This is a genomic window from Hyphomonas polymorpha PS728 (genome assembly GCF_000685315.1).
GTDB lineage: Bacteria > Pseudomonadota > Alphaproteobacteria > Caulobacterales > Hyphomonadaceae > Hyphomonas > Hyphomonas polymorpha.
This window is the reverse complement of record NZ_ARYM01000007.1, coordinates 168926-185994: the sequence shown is the minus strand read 5'-3', so window position 1 is coordinate 185994 and position 17069 is coordinate 168926. Positions and strand designations below refer to the sequence as shown.

Genomic DNA, 17069 nt, shown 5'->3' with positions numbered 1-17069 from the left:
GACTTCGCTCAGGATGAGCTTCTAAAGCGCGACACCAGGGTAGCTCATCCTGAGCGAAGTCGAAGGATGACGGGCGCTGCTGCCCTCACCTCCCATTGCGGAGCCATGAGAGGTGGGCCCACTTCGCGCTAAAGAGGGCTCCAGGAGGTGTCTGTGTCCTGATCATCGTCTTCGGCGGGGGCTGCCCTGGGGGCGTCTTCGTCCTTGAAGCCGAGATGGTGGGCGATGGCGTAGAGGGCTTCCTTGACGCCTTCGCCAGTGACGCCGGAGAGGAGCAGGGGCTTGCCTTTATAGGCCTTCTTCAGCTGTTTCATCTGCTCTTTGACAAGTTCGGGCGTGAGCGCGTCGATCTTGTTGAGGGCGACGATTTCCGGGCGTTGGGCAAGTTCGGGATCGTAGGCTTCCAGCTCTGCACGGATGGTGCGGTAGGCATCGGCGGGGTTGTCCTGCGTCACGTCGATCAGGTGGAGCAGCACCTTGCAACGTTCGACATGGCCGAGGAAGCGGTGGCCGAGGCCTGCGCCATCGGCGGCGCCTTCGATGAGGCCGGGAATATCGGCCAGCACGAAGCGCGTGGAGGTGCCCAGATCCACGACGCCGAGGCCGGGATGAAGCGTGGTGAACGGATAATCGGCAATCTTCGGCGTGGCGGCGGTGGCGGCGGCCAGGAAGGTGGACTTGCCGGCATTCGGCAGGCCGACGAGGCCGGCGTCTGCAATCAGTTTCAGGCGCAGCCAGAGCCAGCGCTCCTCCCCCTCTTCGCCCGGATTGGAGCGGCGGGGGGCCTGGTTGGTGGAGGATTTGAAGCGCAGATTGCCCCAGCCGCCATTGCCGCCGGCGGCGAGCAGCACGCGCTGGCCGACCTCAGTGAGGTCCGCGATCAGGGTTTCCTGGTCTTCTTCATAGACCTGCGTGCCGACGGGCACCTTCAGCACGACATCTTCGCCGCGCGCGCCGGTGCGCTGCTTGCCCATGCCATGGCCGCCGCGCTTGGCCTTGAAATGCTGCTGGTAGCGGAAGTCGATCAGGGTGTTGAGGCCCTCGACGGCTTCGATCCACACGTCGCCACCGCGCCCGCCATCGCCGCCATCGGGGCCGCCGTATTCAATGAACTTCTCGCGCCGGAACGAGACACAGCCTGCGCCGCCGCCGCCCGAGCGGATATATACCTTGGCCTGATCGAGGAACTTCATGGGGTGGTCTTTATCCGTTTCAGGCGATACGCGCCATCATGATGTGGTCGGCGGGAGCGCCGCGGCCCTTGGAGAACATGGGGCTGCGCCCGCAAGGGAGGAAGCCGAGCTTGCGCAGCACCTTGCCAGAGGCCGGGTTGTCCGAGAAATAGCCCGAGACGAGGGCGGCAGCAGCGCGGGTGTTTTCCAGCCAGTTGACGAGCCCTGTGCCCGCCTCGGTGCAATAGCCCTTGCCCCAGAAAGGCGGCGTCATCCAGTAGCCGATATTGAAGGGGTCGCCAGTGTGCTTGCGGTTGGCCGAAATCAGGCCGGCAAGACCGCCGGTCTCCTTCGAGACGACCGCAAAGATGTGGCCGGTATCGTTCTGGCGCGCCGTATCATGCGTCGCGAACCAGGCGAGGGTTTCGGCCTTGGACTGGGCGGGGGCAACACTGGCAAGCATGCGGTAGATTCGCGGGTCGTTTACGGCCTCGGTCACCGGCCCCGCATCCCTCGGGGAAAGCCGGCGCAGGCCGAGCCGCTGTGTTTCTATTTCGATCGCTTCCGTCATGGCCGCCTCCTATGTGCGGGGCCTGGCGGGGGAGGGCAAATTAAAAGGGGGAGACAGTGGCCTGCCTCCCCCCGGAAACTGGTCGTCTGAAACGCGACCCGGCCACCCCTCTGCGTGCGGCCGGATGCTTCCCAGGCCGCTTATTCGGCTGCGTCCGCCATCGGTACGATGTTCACATAAATGCGGCCACCGGACTTGTGCGCGAACTCAACCTTGCCGCCTTTAAGCGCGAAAAGGGTGTGGTCTTTGCCCATGCCGACGCCTTTGCCCGGCCACTTCTGGGTGCCGCGCTGACGCACGATGATGTTGCCCGGAACGACGACTTCGCCGCCGAACTTCTTCACGCCGAGATATTTAGGGTTCGAATCGCGACCGTTGCGGGACGAACCACCTGATTTCTTATGAGCCATAGTCTGCTCCTACTGTCCTTTAGCGGAAGGCCGGGGGTGGCCTTATGCGTCCTTAGCGAGTTCTTTGGCCTGCTCGACCCAGCCGTCCTTGGCGAAACGGCCCGAGAGGCTCAGCTCTTCTTCGAGCTTGGCGATGTCGGCCTCGGTGAGGGCAGCAATCTGAGCGAAGGTGGTGATGCCTGCGCCGTTCAGCTTTTTCTCGAGGGCCGGGCCAACGCCGGTGAGTTTCTTCAGGTTGTCACCAGCCGGGGCGTCAGCAGCGGGAGCGGCTTCAGCCTTCGGGGCGTCTTCCTTCTTGGCAGCGGCTTTCTTGGCCGGCGCCTTGCCATCGGTGTTGATGGAGGTGATCGTGACTTCCATCAGGTCCTGACGGTGGCCGATGGTGCGGCGGTAGGTCTGGCGCTGACGCTTCTTGCGGGTGATCAGCTTCGGGCCGCGCACTTCAGCGGCGACTTCGCCGGTGACCGTGGCACCTGCAACCGTGGGCGCGCCCACGGTGACACCGGCGCCTGCGCCAACCATGAGAACGGAGTCAAACGTGACCGTCTCGCCGGCAGCAGCTGCCAGACGCTCGATGACGATGGTATCGCCTTCGGCAACCTTGTACTGCTTGCCACCTGTTTTAATGACCGCGAACATGGGGCCAATCCTTCCGGCATGGAATAGTGAAAATGTGTGAGGGCGCCGCACCAGAAGGCGCCGCGCCCGAAGGTCGGGGGTAAACACCAAAGCGATGCGCCTGTCAAACCCCAACTTCACGCTGATTGCGGGAAAAGTGGGGGGATCTGCAGAGAGTTATGCCTGAGGCAGGCCGGCGGCGCCAGACCGCCAGGCAGCAGGCACATTGATCGGCCGGGCCGGGGCAAGTATTCCCTGCGGCCGCCGCAAATCCAGCCAGAAAGGGGGCTTCCCTGCACCCCATGCCGAAACCAAGCGCCCTTTTGAAGAACAAGCGTCTGCGGGCCTTGCTGGCGGGGCCGGCCCTGGCGATGCTGGCAACCGGATGCGCTCAATGGCCCAAGGAGCAGACGCTTCGCTGCAGCCCTGCCACCGGGCCCGGCGGGGGCAGGGTTTCGGCCGATGGGGCGCTGAGATCCACCGAGCTTTCGGTTCTGATCTACAATGTGGAAGGGCTGCCCTGGCCGGCCCGGCGCAATCGGGGGCCTCTGCTCGACCAGATCGGCGAAGAGCTGGCGCGGATGCGGCGGGAAGGGACTGCGCCCGACGTGCTGCTGGTGCAGGAGGCGTTTACGGCGCGCGGCGCCCGGATCGGCCAGACCGCCGGATATGCCAACCGCGTGCGCGGACCGAGGCCGTCGGACATGGCGGACCCCGGGCTGGTTGATCAGGATCATATCGCCGGCCGCCGTTTCCGGAAGGGCGAGCGGTCTGGCAAGCTGCTGGGCTCGGGCCTCTATGCGTTCAGCGACTATCCGGTCATCGCGGTGCACCGGCGCGGTTTTTCGCGCCATGCCTGCGCCGGGCTCGACTGCCTTTCCGCCAAGGGCGCGCTGCTGGTGAGGATTATCATTCCCGGCATGCCCTCGCCGGTGGACATAATGACCGCCCACATGAACGCGCAGGGCGCCGCGCGCGTCCGCGAGGCGCGCACGCTGGCGGCGCACCGGTATCAGACCCTGGAAAGCGAGCGCTTCCTGCTGGAGACCCGCGACCCGGCCAATCCGCTGATTCTGGGCGGGGATTTCAACATGCGCCGGTCACCGGACCGTCTCGAACATTTCGATCAGCACAAGCCCTATAACATCGTGCGCCGCTGGTGTTCCGAGCCTGCCAATGACTGTGATGTGCGCATGTCATGGGATGGCGACGCGCCCTGGCTGGATACGCAGGACCTGCAGGTGTTCGATGATGGCCAGCTTGTGACCATCCGCCCGCTGCGGGTTGAGGCGGTGTTCGACGGGCCGGAGACCGGAGGAAAACTCTCCGATCATGACGGGTATCTGGTGACTTATGCGCTGAGCTGGCCTGCGGCTGCGGCCCCTATGCCGGCGGCGGCATGCTCCGGCGGCTGACCGCACGGCAGGCCAATCACTGCGGGATCTTGATCCGGACGACGTTGACCGCAGGGCGCGTGCCGAAGAGGCGGACCTGGTCGCGGCCGGCCTTCTTGGCGTCATAGAGGGCTTCGTCGGCGTGGTTCATCAGGCCGTGCAGATCCGCCCCCGGCCCGGCCGCGCAGACGCCGATGCTGACGCTGGGAGCGACCTTGGGAGGCAGCATGCCGCTCCAATAGTCCCACGGGCAGGCCCGCAGGGATTCGGCAAACAGGCGCGCGGCCTGAATCTCATGCCCCGGCAGCAGCACGGCAAACTCTTCCCCGCCGATCCGCCCGGCCACCATCTCGTCGCTGCACATCGCCGCGACATGGCGCCCGAACAGGCCGATCACGGCATCGCCCACCGAATGGCCGAACGTGTCATTGATCTGCTTGAAATGGTCCAGATCGGCTATGATCATGCAGGCGGGCAGGCTGTTGCCGGCCTGGCAGCGCTTCAGGGCCGCCGTGGCCGCCGCTTCAAAGCCGCCGCGATTGAGCAGGCCGGAGAGCTTGTCGGTGCGCGCCTCCTGGCGCAGCTGCTCGATCAGATCGATGGCGATGGCGACCATCAGCGTGAGGGCGAGCGCAATGGAGATCAGCGGCTGGGTGAACTGGACCGTAGTCCAGTAGAGCGAATGCTGGAAACTGGTGTCGCTGCCGAAGCCGCCGGCCACCATCAGGATCACCAGCGGGCGCAGCACATAATTGGCAACCGACACGATCGCGACGGCGAAGATCAGCCGGTCGATCATGTGCTTCTTGCGGACCGGATAGAGCATTACCGCAATCATCAGCGTGACCACGCCGAGGGCCGTGTTCATTGCCAGGATGCGGCCGGGCACGCTGGGCTGGACCAGGAAGAACCAGCCAAGGGCAAGGGTGGCGGCGACGGTCGTGAGCGCGAGAATCGGATAATGCGGCCGGCGGCCATAGCGCCCGAGAACGGCCGCGGCGAGCAGCCAGCCGGAGAACAGGAACATCAGGTTTGTCAGGATACGTTCGCCGCTTTGAGGCAGGGGCGTGACCAGATACTGGAAGACGATGTCCTGAATGAAGAAACCGGCGGCATTTATGCCATAGCCGGCAGAGGCATAGAGGATGTAGGTTTTCCCCCGCTGGCTGAGCCAGAGCAGGCAGAACGCGCCCGACAGCAGCGCGCCGATGCCGGGATTCAGCAGCATTATGAAGAATTCGGCGCTCATGGAGGTGGGCAAGCAATCCTTGTTGTCCAGGCTCTTCCTTTGACGCAGTTGGGATAAGACCCGCTTTCACCGGTCTGGCAAATTTCATCGATTACTGCATTTTGACGGGGGCGCGGGCGAAAAAGGCCTGGCCGGGGGCCTTGGGGCGGGCGCAGGGCAAACCTCCGCAAAGCCAGCGGGATGCCTGCCGGGGCCGGGTGCGCGGAGCGGGCGCTGTTAAAAAAGCGGGAGACAGGCGAGGATTTACCAATCGGGCGCTTGCGCTTTGCGCCGCGCCGCGATAGTTCACCGCCCTTCAAAGACCCCGGCGCGGAGAGGTGGCGGAGTGGTCGATCGCGTCGGTCTCGAAAACCGATATACTCGCAAGGGTATCGAGGGTTCGAATCCCTCCCTCTCCGCCAGTTTTCAAAATATTCAATATTAAGCAGAGTGTTGGCATCGGCCGGTGGAACGTAATGTAACGCTTCTCACGACTGGATGTTGCAACGCTCGACATTCGGATGTGCGCGATGAGCGGTCGCCGCGGGCCGTGTGTGGTTCATCCCGGTGGCGTGGGCCGGATACGAGGTCCTGTCAGTGAACCGCTTCTTCCTTCATTCCTGGCGGTAGAAAACCATGCCTGCGTGGTGGAGGGTGTTGTTGTCCACGAATGTGCCGTCCGCCGTGAAGCCTGTATCGTCCCAATAGTCGATATGATTGCCGTTATCTCGTAGCGGCCCTGGTAAGCGCTCTGACGATTGCCGCGCGCTTCATCGTAGCGCCCGCTGGGCAGAAGCTCGTGCCGGATGTGGCCATCAGCGGTGACCCACATGCCGGTATAGGGATGGCTGATACTGGATTGGTGTTGCATGTCGTTGTCCGTCTGGTTTGCCGCGGGCGCGGCGGCATGTGCCGGAGCAGCTCCGTCATTGGACGGATGCTCCTGGGAAGCCGCCAGGCAGGCGGCCGGCAAAAGCGCCAGCAGCCCTATCGGAACCGGTCTGAGAAGCTTCATTTTAATTCCTTTCTGAGGCTGGTGCCGGGATGCGCTGGATGACATCCTCATAGGGCGCAAGGTCGAGGAAAGCGCTGACTTCTGCGGCCTTGCCGTTTTCCATACGGAGTATCCACACATAGGTGTTTCCATAAGGCGCCCCGTCGCGGGCAACGCCTTTGCCTTTCCAGTTTATGATTACATGGTCCCCGTCTGCCCAGATCTGCCACTCGACCGGGCGGATGGGCTGGGACAGGCGAATGGCAAAGGGCGCAACCGCGCGCGCCACAAAGTCTGAGCGGCCCCGATAGATGCCGGAACTCTGGCTCGACCCTTCAATTGTCCACACGACATCTTCAGACAGGACTTCATTGAAAAATTCCGAGCCGCCTGCAGCCCAGCGCTCAATCGCGCTGGTGACAAACTGTCTGTTGGCCTCTTCCTGCCCGGGAGGGGCCTGCTCCAGGCTATGGCAGACCTGATCTCCCGGCGTCTGGGGTATTGCGGGGAGGTGGACGGCAGTTGCCGCGAGCATGGCGGCGGGAAGCAGACGGGTAATTCTCAGGGAACGGATTTTCATGGCGGGGTTCCTTTCGGGGCAGACTTCAGCGGCGCGCGATCATTGATCCGCCAGATATGAGTTGCTGGGCCATGGGGCGGGAAATGAAGCGGGCCGGAAAGATCGGCGCCGGGTCGCTTGCATTGTTGAGCCGGTCCAGTTGTTCGGCTGTGAAGGATAAGCTCAGAGAGCGGATGTTATCTTCTGCCTGCGCCAGAGTGCGCGCGCCCATGATGGGAGAGATCACCGCAGGATTCTGGCGGGTCCAGGCAAGGGCGACCTGGGAGGGTGTGGCGCCGCTCTCCTTGGCAATATCGGCAACCACATCTGCAATCTTCAGGGCGCTTTCGGTGAGGTGGCCGATGGAGGCGATGACGCCTTTTCGCTCCGCCGAAATGCTGGCCGAATTCTCGTCGGTAAGGTCGGAGCGGTTGTATTTGCCCGTCAGAATGCCACCGCCCAGAGGCGACCAGGGCAAGACCCCCAGACCCATAGCTTCTGCCATGGGGATCAGTTCATGCTCGACGCTGCGTTCGACCAGACTGTATTCGATCTGCAGGGCAACAAAAGGGGACCAGCCATGCAGGTCGGCGAGCGTCTGCATTTGGGCGACGCGCCAGGCCGGTGTGTTGCAGATGCCGGTATAAAGGATCTTCCCGGAACGGACGAGATCGTCGAGGCCGCGCATCACTTCCTCAGGGGAAGTCGTAAAATCCCAGGCGTGGACATACAGGAGGTCGATCCGGTCCGTGGCGAGCTGGCGGAGGCTGGTGTCGACGGAGCGCACCAGATTGAGGCGGTGGTTGCCGCCGGAATTGGGATTACCCGGCGTGCGCGCCATTGTGTATTTGGTGGCCAGAACGATGCGGTCGCGCTTGTCTGCGATCAGGCCGCCGAGGATGCGCTCTGAGGTGCCATTGGTATAATTGACGGCGGTGTCGATGAAGTTTCCGCCCTGGTCGACATAAGCGTCAAAAATCTGTTTGGCGCCCGCTTCATCTGTGCCCCAGCCCCAGTCGGACCCGAATGTCATCGTGCCCAGAGACAGGGGCGAGACGCGCAGGCCTGAGCGGCCCAGAAGTCTGTAGGTATCGAGTGTGGTTGGTCCTGTCATGGCGGCGTATCTCCTGCTCAGGGGAACTCAAGGGCTGTCTTGATGTTTTCCTGTATCTCCCGGCGGTGACGGATGCGGGTAGAAGAATTGTCCGGAGTTCTTGCACGATTGTCTGAACGCGAATGTTCCGAGCTTTTCCGAAGGAGGTCTGCGTGCGACAAGAGCCCATGAGCCCGATCATGATCCTGACAGACGTATTGCGCCGTCACGCCCCGGAAGATGGCACATTTACGAGCCCTTTGCCCGGCGTGAAGCTGATCCGTTCTTCGACGACAACGCTTCCGATGCCGGTTGTCTACGAGCCTACCCTTTGCCTGATTGCCCAAGGCCGCAAGCGGGCCATGCTGGGCCGTACGGCCTATGTGTATGATCCCGCGCGGTATCTGCTGGCGTCCGTGGACCTGCCGATAATGGGCTCTGTCATCGAAGCAAGCGCTGATCATCCCTATCTCTGTCTGCAAATAGATCTGGACATGGCGATCCTGGGGGAGCTTGCGCTTCGCTTTCCCCAGGCAGGCGGGGCGCAGGAGCGCACTGCGCCCGGATTGATGCTGCATGATATGTCCCCGGATCTTCTGGACAGTGCGGTGCGGCTGGTGCGGCTTCTGGATACGCCGGACGATATTGAAGCGCTTGCGCCTCTGACGGTTCGCGAAATCCTCTACCGGCTCCTGATAGGGCCGAGCGGGCCGGCACTGCGCCAGATGGCGCAGGCGGGGAGCCGCCTCAGTCAGATCTCCCGCGCGATCCTTTGGATCAGGGAAAATTTTCGGGATGCCTGCCCGATCGAGCAGGCCGCCGAAATTGCCGGAATGAGCCGCTCCAGTTTTCACGCGCATTTCAAGGAGGTGACGTCCATGAGCCCACTTGAATTTCGCACCCGTTTGCGGCTCCAGGAAGCGCAGCGGCTGATGGTGGGCGATGGGCTGGATGCTGCCAGTGCGGGGTTCAACGTGGGCTATGGGAGCCCGTCCCAGTTCAGCCGTGATTATGCACGGATGTTCGGGCTGCCTCCGGCAAGGCATGCCGGATCACTGCGTGGCTGATCTGGCGCATAGGACAGGTCTCTCTTTGCCACGGACATTCCACATTGCAGGGAGGACGCAGACTAGAGGTGCGTACCTTTGCGCCTGCAAGAACAGTGAACAGCACACGTACTTTTATGTATCTGGAAAAATGGGAAGGTTCCTGAAGAGGCCGGAGAGCCAGCCATCTTCAGGAACCCCGGGACTGAGACCGGTCAGTACAGGGGGGGAGAACCGGTGATGTCCCGTCTCCGGGGCCGCGGAAGCATGCGGGTGGGGGGAGGAACGCTTCCGGCCCGGGAGCCTCTAGGCGCTGGCTTTTCCAGCGTATTCGTTTTTGCGGCCGTCAGCCTTTTCCCAGAGTGGCTGCGATCCGTTGGCTCGCCACCAGCATTGCCAGAGCGGTCAGTGTGCTGGCGACGGGAACAAGGAGCAGTCCGACCCCAAGACCGTTTGGAATGCTGGCGGCGGTCGCCGTGTCGCTGATCATGCCGACGAGCAGCGGTCCGAGGGCGGGCCCGAGGAGGCCTGATCCAATCATGGCGAGGCTGGACGCCATGGCTTCCTTGCCCCGGCCGGCGACGAGATGAGCCGCGCCGAAACACCAGGGCAGCATGAAAGCGAAAGACAGCATTGCGGGAACCAGGAGCAGGACAGAGGCCCACGCAGTGGGCGAGAACAGCGCGGCCGTCGTGGTAAGGCTGGCGATCATGAACATGGCGGCGGGCGGCCCAAGTAGGCGCCGAGACCTGGAACGAACTGCATGGTCAAACCAGCGCCCGCCCACGAGCGTGCCGATGATCCCCATCAGCCCCTGCAGAAGGCCGAAGGCCATTCCCGCTTCACCGGCAGTCAGCGCGTGGGTCCGGATCAGAAACGGCGCGGCAAAGGCATAAAAAGGGGCAGAGGCAAAGCCCGCGAAAATGGCACCGATGAACAACCAGCGGAAACCCGGCGAAGCGAGAAGCTTCAGGCTTGCCTGAAGAAAGGGTTCGGCGTGAATTGCGGCGGATTTCAGAGGCGGAGTTGGCCCCAGGACGAACAGCGCCAGAAGCGCGATGATACCGCCCAACACGCCTGCGCCAATCAGAGCGGCTTGCCAGCCGTGCGTGTCGGCCATGGCGCCGCCAACTGCGAACCCTGCCATTGTGCCGAGGGGGATTCCCATCGAAAATATACCGATGGCAAGCCCGCGCAGGCCGGGCTTGATCTTCCGGGCAATAACCGCGTGTGCGGAGGGTATCGCGCCCGCCTCGCCGATGGCGACTCCAAACCGTGTGAGAGCTAGAAACAGAAAGCTTGCCGCCAATCCACCCAGCGCGGTCATGGCGCTCCAGACAAGGGTGCAGGCGATGAGGACAAATCGCGGAGACCCGCGGTCCGATAGCCTGGCAAGCGGAAGGGAGAGCAGGGTGTAACACACGGCAAAGGCAAGCCCGGTCAGGAGCCCGATCTGTGTATCGCTCAGGCCAAGATCAGTCTTGATGGCCTCGGCTAGAATAAAAGGAAGTATGCGGTCGATCTGGGCGAAGGCATTGATCAGAAAGAGAGCAATCAGAACTGCTGCAATGCGCAGCCCGCTTACATATTCATCCCCATCTCCGGCGAGTATCTGTGGCAGCGGGGACCTGTCCCGGGTTGACGGTTCAGCAGTTTCTGTCATTTTCTTGTTGATCCTCAGCTTTGGTTCGCACTGAAAAGCTAGAGGAGCCACCCCATGAACAGAATGCCTGAAGTCGCAACAAATTTGCCTATTCCTGCAAACTCGAATTTCAAGCGTGAGGCCGCTGACGCTTCTTTCGCGCCAGAACATCAGGAGACCTCAATGTCCTCAGCGCTCATTTCGGCTGTCACCGCTTACATCGATGCCAATGGCGGAGGCCAGGGCCGGTTCGGGACGCCGATGAGCGGGGTCCATATCGTCCGCAGCTTCCAGGAAGTCATGCCGGACCACAGGCTCTACCGGCCGTCGCTCTGTGTTGTCTTGCAGGGGGCCAAGCAGATGTATTTTGGCCAGGATACGCTCGACTATGGCGCCATGGAGTATCTTCTCGTCGGCGTGGAAGTGCCCGCGAGCGGATGGATCTCCCAGGCTGGCCCGACGGAGCCCTTCATCGGCCTGATGATCGATATTGATGTGACCATGATCCGGGAAGTGCTCGAACAGGTTGAGGCCGCGCCGCTTCCCGACGATGGCACCAAGCCGTGTGTTTTTGTCGGCAAGGTGGATGACATGCTGGCAGACTGTGTGATGCGCCTCGTCAGGCTGGCAGGTACGCCGAAGGCAGTGCCGCTTCTCTATCCGGCCATCATGCGTGAAATCTGCTACTGGCTGCTCGATGGGCCGTATGGCAGCGAGATCCGGAAGCTGGCATCGCCCGAAACGCATGTCGAGCGGATTGCCAGGGCGCTCTATACGATCCGGAACAATTTTGCGCAGACGCTCCGGATTGATCAGTTGGCGGAGGAGGCACGGATGAGCGCATCTTCCTTCCATCAGCATTTCAAGTCCATGACGTCTATGACGCCGCTTCAATATCAGAAGCGTCTTCGCCTGCTGGAGGCGCGGCGCCTCATGCTTTCCGAGGCGGTCAGTGTGACGGAAGCGGCCTATCATGTGGGATATGAAAGCGCCTCCCAGTTCAGCCGGGAGTATTCCAGGATGTTCGGTGTCGCCCCGAAACGGGATTCGCTGAGCTACCGCGTCGCCGCAGAATAGTCTGCGGAGAAGGGCTCGCTTCGGGAAATGCTCTCGACCTGAGCTGCGGGGACGCACCCCTCTGACTCTGAACTCTGAACTCTGAACTCTGCGGTCGCGGGCGCGCTGCAGGAATGGGCAAAAAATATGCGAATTCCGGCATGGAAACCCGGAGGGCGCCGGGCAATCCTGCTGGCCTTCCCGGTCGCCATGCGGCCGGGCGGACCCTGCGCCAGCCTAGTTCCCGAAAGAGCAATCCCGACGATGATGGACTATACCACCCCCGAAAACTGGACAGCTGCCTACATCCCCGATCAGCGTGGCCGATCAGCCGTCATCACCGGAACAGGAGGGCTGGGACTGGAAACGGGTCTTGCGCTGGCCCGGGCCGGGGCCAGCGTTGTTCTTGCTGGCCGCAATGCTGACAAGGGGGCGGACGCTGTTACGCAGATCCGTCAGGGAGTGCCCTCGGCCGATGTCCGGTTTGAAAGGCTTGACCTGGCCAGCCTCGCTTCGGTGACAGACTTTGCAGCGCGGCTCAGCCGGCAGACAGACAGTGTGGATTTGCTGGTCAACAATGCGGCCGTGATGGATCCGCCGGTGCGGCTGGAAACCGAAGACGGGTTTGAGCTTCAGTTTGGCACGAATTATCTCGGGCATTTCGCGCTGACGGGTCAGCTCCTGCCATTGCTTCGAAAGAGCAGCCGCCCGCGGGTCGTCACCCTGTCCAGCGTTGCGGCGCGCAACGGCGTCATTCGTCTGGAAGACCTGCAGTCGATGCGCGACTATAATCCAAGAGTGGCTTATGCGCAGTCAAAACTGGCCTGTCTGATGTTCGCACTCGAACTGCATCGCCGGAGCAAGGCGGGCGGATGGGGGGTCTCCAGCATTGGCGCGCATCCGGGGATATCCCGCACCAATCTCCTGCACAATGCGCCCGGCCGAGGCAGTCTGCGGAGCAACGCCCGCAGCCTGCTCTGGTTTCTGTTCCAGCCGGCTGATCAGGGCGCGCTTCCGACGCTCTTTGCGGCGACATGGCCTGAGGCAAAGTCGGGCGCCTATTATGGTCCACACCGGTTGAGTGAAACCCGGGGGTATCCCGCTCCGGCAAAAATTCCGCCCCAGGGCCTCGATGCGGCCATGTCGGCGCGCCTCTGGGAGGCGTCCGAGCGGCTGACCGGGACCGTATTCCGGTAAAGGTTTTGGCCGGCCGCCTAGAGAGGCTCTCGATCGGCCGTATCGGCGATTTCGGGAAAGGCAGATATTGGCGCCAATTTGCCTAAATCTCCAGAAGGAGTGTTATTGCTATCCAGGTGTCTGCGGGTGTTCCTCGCGCTGGGAACGGGAAGATGCCTAGCGGGAGAGCAGGGCTCGCTCACATTTTTCTGCGTACCGGCGCGGTAGCAATCTTTCCAGCTATAATTGCATTAAATCCGTAAACGGAAGATATTTTATTTGGGAACAGGCCATTTTTCTGGGAGCTACGTTTGGCGGGCGGGGGGATCGGGCGAATAAGGGTAAGCTCCAGATCGAAGAGGCCAGAGCCTGATTGCGGCTGGAGCGCCTCTAGTCAGGTGAGCAGCCTGGATAGGCCGTCATAAAGCAGCCGCGCCGCTACATAGAGCAGCAGAATGGCTGTGAGGCGCTTGACGATCTGCGGTTGGAGCTTGCGGCTGGCCATCCAGCTGCCGATCTGGCCGCCGGCGATAACCAGGGGAAAGAGTATCCAGTAGGGCGCGGCCAGATGCAGGATATCCGTATCCTGCAGTTTCATCATTTGGCCGGTGAGCCCGGAAACCGAGTTCACAAGAATGAACAGACTGCTTGCGGCAGCAATCTGCTGGGGAGTGCCCCATTTCATGAAGTAGAGCACCGGCGCGAGGAAGATACCGCCGCCAACACCCACCAGTCCTGAAAGGAGACCAATGCCCCCGCCGACCATGAAGGGAGTGAGGCCTGCGGATCGGGGGGCGCTAGTCTCGGGCAGAGCTTCCTGCGGCCGTTCGAACGCCAGATAGAGGCCGGAGATCAGAAGGGCGGCGCCGAGCAGGTTTACAAACAGGGTTTCCGAGACCGGCAGGCGGCCGCCCAGCCACGCCGCCGGGATGGACGTGACCAGAAACGGAACCAGCCGCCGGAAGGCAAGCTGCCCAGCCAGATGAAAGCGGACAACGCCGCCAGCGACGACAAGGATATTGCAGACAAGGGCAATGGCCGGAAGAATGCGGTAATCCGTACCGTGAAGGACAAGCAGTGCGTTGTAGGTGGATCCGCCACCGAAACCGACGGCCGCGTAGAGCGCCGCTGTCAGAAAGAAAAAGAAGCCCAGAGCGATCGTCATCTTTTGTGACGGTCTTCAGAGTTGGCCAATCAGCAGGACCGGCACGGCGGCGCCGGTCATCCCGGCTGGGGCATGCGCGGGGCGGCGGATCAGCCCATTGGCTGTGAGGAAAGGTTTCAGAAGCGAACTGTCCTGATTGGGCGCCGCGTCAGCCAGAAGCAAACCCTGGGGGGAAACGTGAACGCGTGCGCGCAGAAATTCTTCACGGGCGCCATTGGCGGGCAGAGGCGCAGCCAGCGTAGCAGTCAGGGAAGGCAGGACGAAGTGGCCGGTCAGCAGCGGCCTGACAAACAGGTGGGCGCAGACAAAGGCGGATGCCGGATTGCCTGGCAGGCCGAGGACGCGCTGAGCGCCCCGCCGTGAAAACCAGGTGGGTTTTCCCGGCTTCACCGCAATCTTTTCGAATATGGGCTCAAACCCCGATTCCCGGAAAGCGGCGCGCATATGGTCATGATCGCCCACGGAAGCGCCCCCAACGGGGACAAAAAGATCAACATCAGCTGACTGAACATGATCAAGAATGGATGCCATACTGTCTGACGCAATTCCAAGGTCGACCGGGTCTCCGCCCCAGGAGGCGATGAGCGCGGAGAGGCCAGCGGCATTGGCATTGATGACCTGACCGGGCCGAAGCTCTGATCCGGGAGGACGCAGCTCGTCTCCATTCGCGAGGATGCCCACGCGCGGACGGCGGGTAACCTGCAGATGGCCGTGATTGGCGGCTGCCACCAATGAAAGCGCGGCGGGAGTGAGGATCGCGCCGGTATTCAGAAGGCGTTCCCCTTCTGAAAAGTCGATGCCCGCCGCCCGCACGAACTCAGAGGCTGCATACCCTCGCAGGCAGCGGACCTGATCGCCGGAAATCTCCGCATCTTCCTGGATCACGATATGGTCTGCGCCGGGCGGAAGATGCCCGCCGGTGAATATCCGGACGGCTTGGCCGGGCTTTAACAGGCCGGTGAAGGGCGTGCCCGCTGGGGCGGTTCCGATCACTGCCAACGTTGCGCCCGGCGCGCGCACATCGGCCAGCCGGACGGCAAAGCCATCCATTGCCGAGACAGCCGCTGGAGGCTGCGTCACCCGGGATATGACGGGCTCTGCGAGCCGGCAGCCGGCCGCTTCGGAAAGGGGCACCTGCCGGGAGGGCAGCGTCAATGCATTTTCCTGAAGCAGGCCAAGGGCCTGTTCCACCGGAATGGGGCGGTTCATGGCTTTGCTTTCCGGTAGTCGCCTGAGGCGCCGCCCGACTTTTCCACAAGCTCGATCCCTTCGATCACCATGGATTTGTCGATGGCTTTCAGCATGTCATAGAGGGTGAGGCAGGCCACTGTGACTGCCGTGAGGGCCTCCATTTCAACGCCGGTCTTGCTGGTGGTGCGGGCTGTGGCGCTGACCTGAAGGGCGCTGCCTTCCGCGGCTTCAGTGATTTCCACTTTCAGGCCGGTCAAGGGCAGAGGGTGGCAGAGGGGAATGAGGTCGGCAGTCCGCTTGGCGCCCATTATGCCCGCGAGTTCGGCGATGGCGAGCGGGTCGCCCTTCTTGGTATCGCGGGACAGGGCGCGGGCGAGCGTTTCCGGCGCCATCCGTATACGGCCTGTTGCCAAAGCCTGCCGTTCGGAATCGGTCTTGCCGGAAATGTCTACCATGCGGGCGCGGCCATCCGGGCCGATATGCGTCAGCTCCGTCATTCTCTCAATGCTCCGTCAGACGCGGCATCAGCTCAACCAGATTGCAGGGCTTGTGCCGGCTGTCGAGCTGGAAGGAAATGACCTTGTCCCAGCCATCCTTGACGGCGCCTGTAGAGCCGGGGAGACAGAAGATGAAGGTGCTGTTGGCAAGGCCCGCGACGGCGCGCGATTGGAGCGTGGAGAGGCCAACGCTCTGATAGCTGACCATGTGGAAGATGACTGAAAAGCCTTCGATGGTTTTCTCAAACAGGGGCGTGACGGCCTCTGGCGTTACATCGCGGCCCGTCAGGCCGGTGCCGCCGCTGGTGATCACCACATCGACATCGGCCGCGGCAATCCAGCCTGATACCGTATTGCGGATGGCGGCCTTGTCATCCGGCACGATCAAATGGTGAGCAACCTCATGGCCCGCCGCACGGATACGTTCAGCCAGCGTGTGGCCGGACGTATCTGTCTCATGGGTGCGTGTATCGCTGACGATCAGGATGGCAATCCGGACCGGTTTGAAGGGGAGGCTTTCATTGATGCCATGCATGCGTCTTCAACTTTCCTGCGGACCTGCCCAGCGGGCAGCGTCTCGATAATCTTCCGGGCGAGGCTCGATCCATTGATCGCCCGCCTCGGTCACTTCTTTCTTCCAGAATACGGCTTCGGTTTTGAGATAGTCCATCAGGAAGTCAGCCGCTTCAAAGGCTGCGCGCCGGTGGGCGGCTGCGGTGGCGACGAAGACGATCGGCTCTCCAGGCGCCATGCTTCCCGTTCGGTGAATGATGGAAAGAGCCGTTAGGGCCCAACGCCTGCGGGCTTCCTGGGCTGCCTGTTCGATGCCTCGTTCGGTCATCGGGGAATAGGCCTGAAGGAATAGCGACCGAACGGCGCTGCCTTTGGCTTGCGCCCGCACAAGACCGGTAAAGCTGACGATCCCGCCACTGCCTGCCGCGGCGGTAGAGAAACGCGTGAGTTCTTCTCCCGGGTCGAAGGGGGCGTCCAGCAATCGTATCATCAAATCAGCCGCCCCCTACCGGTGGCATGAAAGCGATTTCATCGGAATTTGAAACCGGTGCCGGATCAACAACAATCTCGCTATTGATTGCGATACGGACGGTTTTTTCCATAAGGGCCCCGCCGGCAGATTGACGCGCATCAAGCCAGGCGCGCAGGGCCGTCGTGTCACTGATGCCGGCGGGCAGGTCCAGCACCTGGTTGGGGCGATCCACGATGTCGGCCAGACGGCCAAAGAAAAGGAGCTGCGCCATG

18 protein-coding genes, 1 tRNA gene and 1 pseudogene are annotated in these 17069 nt (G+C 62.3%); 5 read left to right on the top strand and 15 right to left on the bottom strand.

Annotated features, from left to right (window positions below; all coding sequences use genetic code 11):
- Positions 1-128: 128 nt before the first annotated feature.
- The 4 genes from obgE to HPO_RS07820 all read right to left on the bottom strand — a co-directional run bounded on the left by obgE (position 129) and on the right by HPO_RS07820 (position 2792).
- Positions 129-1193 (bottom strand): GTPase ObgE, encoded by a 1065-nt coding sequence (obgE, locus tag HPO_RS07835; protein WP_035596619.1) that lies wholly within the window; start codon positions 1191-1193, stop codon positions 129-131.
- A gap of 19 nt (positions 1194-1212) precedes the next feature.
- A complete protein-coding gene (locus HPO_RS19680; RefSeq protein WP_051612424.1) occupies positions 1213-1743 on the bottom strand; it encodes a GNAT family N-acetyltransferase in 531 nt (176 codons plus the stop codon).
- A gap of 140 nt (positions 1744-1883) precedes the next feature.
- Positions 1884-2153, bottom strand: a complete 270-nt coding sequence (rpmA, locus tag HPO_RS07825; RefSeq protein ID WP_035596616.1) for a 50S ribosomal protein L27 — start codon at positions 2151-2153, stop codon at positions 1884-1886.
- A gap of 42 nt (positions 2154-2195) precedes the next feature.
- Positions 2196-2792 (bottom strand): 50S ribosomal protein L21, encoded by a 597-nt coding sequence (locus HPO_RS07820; protein ID WP_035596613.1) that lies wholly within the window; start codon positions 2790-2792, stop codon positions 2196-2198.
- 281 nt (positions 2793-3073) lie between these two features.
- On the opposite strand from HPO_RS07820, the gene HPO_RS07815 reads away from it, so the two are divergent.
- Entirely contained in the window at positions 3074-4186 is a 1113-nt protein-coding gene (locus HPO_RS07815) for an endonuclease/exonuclease/phosphatase family protein (RefSeq protein ID WP_035596611.1), read from the top strand.
- 16 nt (positions 4187-4202) lie between these two features.
- On the opposite strand, the gene HPO_RS07810 is transcribed toward HPO_RS07815, so the two are convergent.
- On the bottom strand, positions 4203-5414 hold the full coding sequence (locus HPO_RS07810; RefSeq protein WP_035596609.1) for a GGDEF domain-containing protein: 1212 nt from the start codon (positions 5412-5414) through the stop codon (positions 4203-4205).
- Between the two features lie 311 nt (positions 5415-5725).
- Between HPO_RS07810 and HPO_RS07805 the strand changes: the two genes are divergently transcribed.
- A tRNA-Ser gene (locus HPO_RS07805) sits at positions 5726-5815 on the top strand.
- 192 nt (positions 5816-6007) lie between these two features.
- On the opposite strand, the pseudogene HPO_RS21205 reads toward HPO_RS07805, so the two are convergent.
- From HPO_RS21205 to HPO_RS07795, 3 genes and pseudogenes are all read right to left on the bottom strand, one after another.
- Positions 6008-6408 (bottom strand): annotated as a pseudogene (locus HPO_RS21205) (Atu4866 domain-containing protein).
- Between the two features lies 1 nt (position 6409).
- A complete protein-coding gene (locus tag HPO_RS07800) occupies positions 6410-6967 on the bottom strand; it encodes a nuclear transport factor 2 family protein (protein ID WP_157532729.1) in 558 nt (185 codons plus the stop codon).
- A 25-nt stretch (positions 6968-6992) separates the two neighbouring features.
- The gene (locus tag HPO_RS07795) at positions 6993-8060 is read right to left on the bottom strand and encodes an aldo/keto reductase (RefSeq protein WP_035596605.1); all 1068 of its coding nucleotides are present in this window, start codon (positions 8058-8060) and stop codon (positions 6993-6995) included.
- 167 nt (positions 8061-8227) lie between these two features.
- Here HPO_RS07795 and HPO_RS07790 point away from each other — a divergent pair, with 167 nt between their 5' ends.
- Entirely contained in the window at positions 8228-9106 is an 879-nt protein-coding gene (locus HPO_RS07790; RefSeq protein WP_035596602.1) for an AraC family transcriptional regulator, read from the top strand.
- A 325-nt stretch (positions 9107-9431) separates the two neighbouring features.
- On the opposite strand, the gene HPO_RS07785 is transcribed toward HPO_RS07790, so the two are convergent.
- Positions 9432-10748, bottom strand: a complete 1317-nt coding sequence (locus tag HPO_RS07785; protein ID WP_035596599.1) for an MFS transporter — start codon at positions 10746-10748, stop codon at positions 9432-9434.
- Positions 10749-10910: 162 nt separating this feature from the next.
- Here HPO_RS07785 and HPO_RS07780 point away from each other — a divergent pair, with 162 nt between their 5' ends.
- A complete protein-coding gene (locus tag HPO_RS07780) occupies positions 10911-11804 on the top strand; it encodes an AraC family transcriptional regulator (protein WP_035596596.1) in 894 nt (297 codons plus the stop codon).
- A 243-nt stretch (positions 11805-12047) separates the two neighbouring features.
- Positions 12048-12980, top strand: a complete 933-nt coding sequence (locus tag HPO_RS07775) for an SDR family oxidoreductase (protein WP_035596592.1) — start codon at positions 12048-12050, stop codon at positions 12978-12980.
- A 373-nt stretch (positions 12981-13353) separates the two neighbouring features.
- On the opposite strand, the gene HPO_RS07770 is transcribed toward HPO_RS07775, so the two are convergent.
- From HPO_RS07770 to HPO_RS07745, 6 genes are read right to left on the bottom strand one after another with little or no spacing between them, the layout of a single operon-like run.
- Entirely contained in the window at positions 13354-14124 is a 771-nt protein-coding gene (locus HPO_RS07770) for a sulfite exporter TauE/SafE family protein (RefSeq protein WP_035596580.1), read from the bottom strand.
- Between the two features lie 15 nt (positions 14125-14139).
- Positions 14140-15333, bottom strand: coding sequence for a molybdopterin molybdotransferase MoeA (locus HPO_RS07765; protein ID WP_035596578.1), 1194 nt, complete (start codon positions 15331-15333; stop codon positions 14140-14142).
- Entirely contained in the window at positions 15330-15812 is a 483-nt protein-coding gene (gene moaC, locus HPO_RS07760; RefSeq protein WP_035596575.1) for a cyclic pyranopterin monophosphate synthase MoaC, read from the bottom strand. The genes HPO_RS07765 and moaC overlap by 4 nt, the downstream gene beginning before the upstream one ends.
- Before the next feature lie 4 nt (positions 15813-15816).
- Complete coding sequence (gene moaB / locus HPO_RS07755) at positions 15817-16347, bottom strand: molybdenum cofactor biosynthesis protein B (RefSeq protein ID WP_035596572.1); 531 nt, start codon at positions 16345-16347, stop codon at positions 15817-15819.
- A gap of 6 nt (positions 16348-16353) precedes the next feature.
- The gene (locus HPO_RS07750; RefSeq protein ID WP_084324230.1) at positions 16354-16815 is read right to left on the bottom strand and encodes a molybdenum cofactor biosynthesis protein MoaE; all 462 of its coding nucleotides are present in this window, start codon (positions 16813-16815) and stop codon (positions 16354-16356) included.
- A 4-nt stretch (positions 16816-16819) separates the two neighbouring features.
- A complete protein-coding gene (locus HPO_RS07745; protein WP_035596566.1) occupies positions 16820-17068 on the bottom strand; it encodes a MoaD/ThiS family protein in 249 nt (82 codons plus the stop codon).
- Between the last annotated feature and the right edge of the window lies 1 nt (position 17069).

What these genes read in the sequence shown, in the direction of transcription:
- HPO_RS07820 (WP_035596613.1), bottom strand. Translation starts at nt 2,792, where the DNA reads ATGTTCGCGGTCATTAAAACAGGTGGCAAGCAGTACAAGGTTGCCGAA.
- HPO_RS07750 (WP_084324230.1), bottom strand. Translation starts at nt 16,815, where the DNA reads ATGATACGATTGCTGGACGCCCCCTTCGACCCGGGAGAAGAACTCACG.
- HPO_RS07810 (WP_035596609.1), bottom strand. Translation starts at nt 5,414, where the DNA reads ATGAGCGCCGAATTCTTCATAATGCTGCTGAATCCCGGCATCGGCGCG.
- HPO_RS07775 (WP_035596592.1), top strand. Translation starts at nt 12,048, where the DNA reads ATGATGGACTATACCACCCCCGAAAACTGGACAGCTGCCTACATCCCC.
- HPO_RS07790 (WP_035596602.1), top strand. Translation starts at nt 8,228, where the DNA reads ATGAGCCCGATCATGATCCTGACAGACGTATTGCGCCGTCACGCCCCG.
- HPO_RS07770 (WP_035596580.1), bottom strand. Translation starts at nt 14,124, where the DNA reads ATGACGATCGCTCTGGGCTTCTTTTTCTTTCTGACAGCGGCGCTCTAC.
- HPO_RS19680 (WP_051612424.1), bottom strand. Translation starts at nt 1,743, where the DNA reads ATGACGGAAGCGATCGAAATAGAAACACAGCGGCTCGGCCTGCGCCGG.
- obgE (WP_035596619.1), bottom strand. Translation starts at nt 1,193, where the DNA reads ATGAAGTTCCTCGATCAGGCCAAGGTATATATCCGCTCGGGCGGCGGC.
- HPO_RS07745 (WP_035596566.1), bottom strand. Translation starts at nt 17,068, where the DNA reads ATGGCGCAGCTCCTTTTCTTTGGCCGTCTGGCCGACATCGTGGATCGC.
- HPO_RS07785 (WP_035596599.1), bottom strand. Translation starts at nt 10,748, where the DNA reads ATGACAGAAACTGCTGAACCGTCAACCCGGGACAGGTCCCCGCTGCCA.
- HPO_RS07765 (WP_035596578.1), bottom strand. Translation starts at nt 15,333, where the DNA reads ATGAACCGCCCCATTCCGGTGGAACAGGCCCTTGGCCTGCTTCAGGAA.
- HPO_RS07800 (WP_157532729.1), bottom strand. Translation starts at nt 6,967, where the DNA reads ATGAAAATCCGTTCCCTGAGAATTACCCGTCTGCTTCCCGCCGCCATG.
- HPO_RS07795 (WP_035596605.1), bottom strand. Translation starts at nt 8,060, where the DNA reads ATGACAGGACCAACCACACTCGATACCTACAGACTTCTGGGCCGCTCA.
- moaC (WP_035596575.1), bottom strand. Translation starts at nt 15,812, where the DNA reads ATGACGGAGCTGACGCATATCGGCCCGGATGGCCGCGCCCGCATGGTA.
- HPO_RS07815 (WP_035596611.1), top strand. Translation starts at nt 3,074, where the DNA reads ATGCCGAAACCAAGCGCCCTTTTGAAGAACAAGCGTCTGCGGGCCTTG.
- rpmA (WP_035596616.1), bottom strand. Translation starts at nt 2,153, where the DNA reads ATGGCTCATAAGAAATCAGGTGGTTCGTCCCGCAACGGTCGCGATTCG.
- moaB (WP_035596572.1), bottom strand. Translation starts at nt 16,347, where the DNA reads ATGCATGGCATCAATGAAAGCCTCCCCTTCAAACCGGTCCGGATTGCC.
- HPO_RS07780 (WP_035596596.1), top strand. Translation starts at nt 10,911, where the DNA reads ATGTCCTCAGCGCTCATTTCGGCTGTCACCGCTTACATCGATGCCAAT.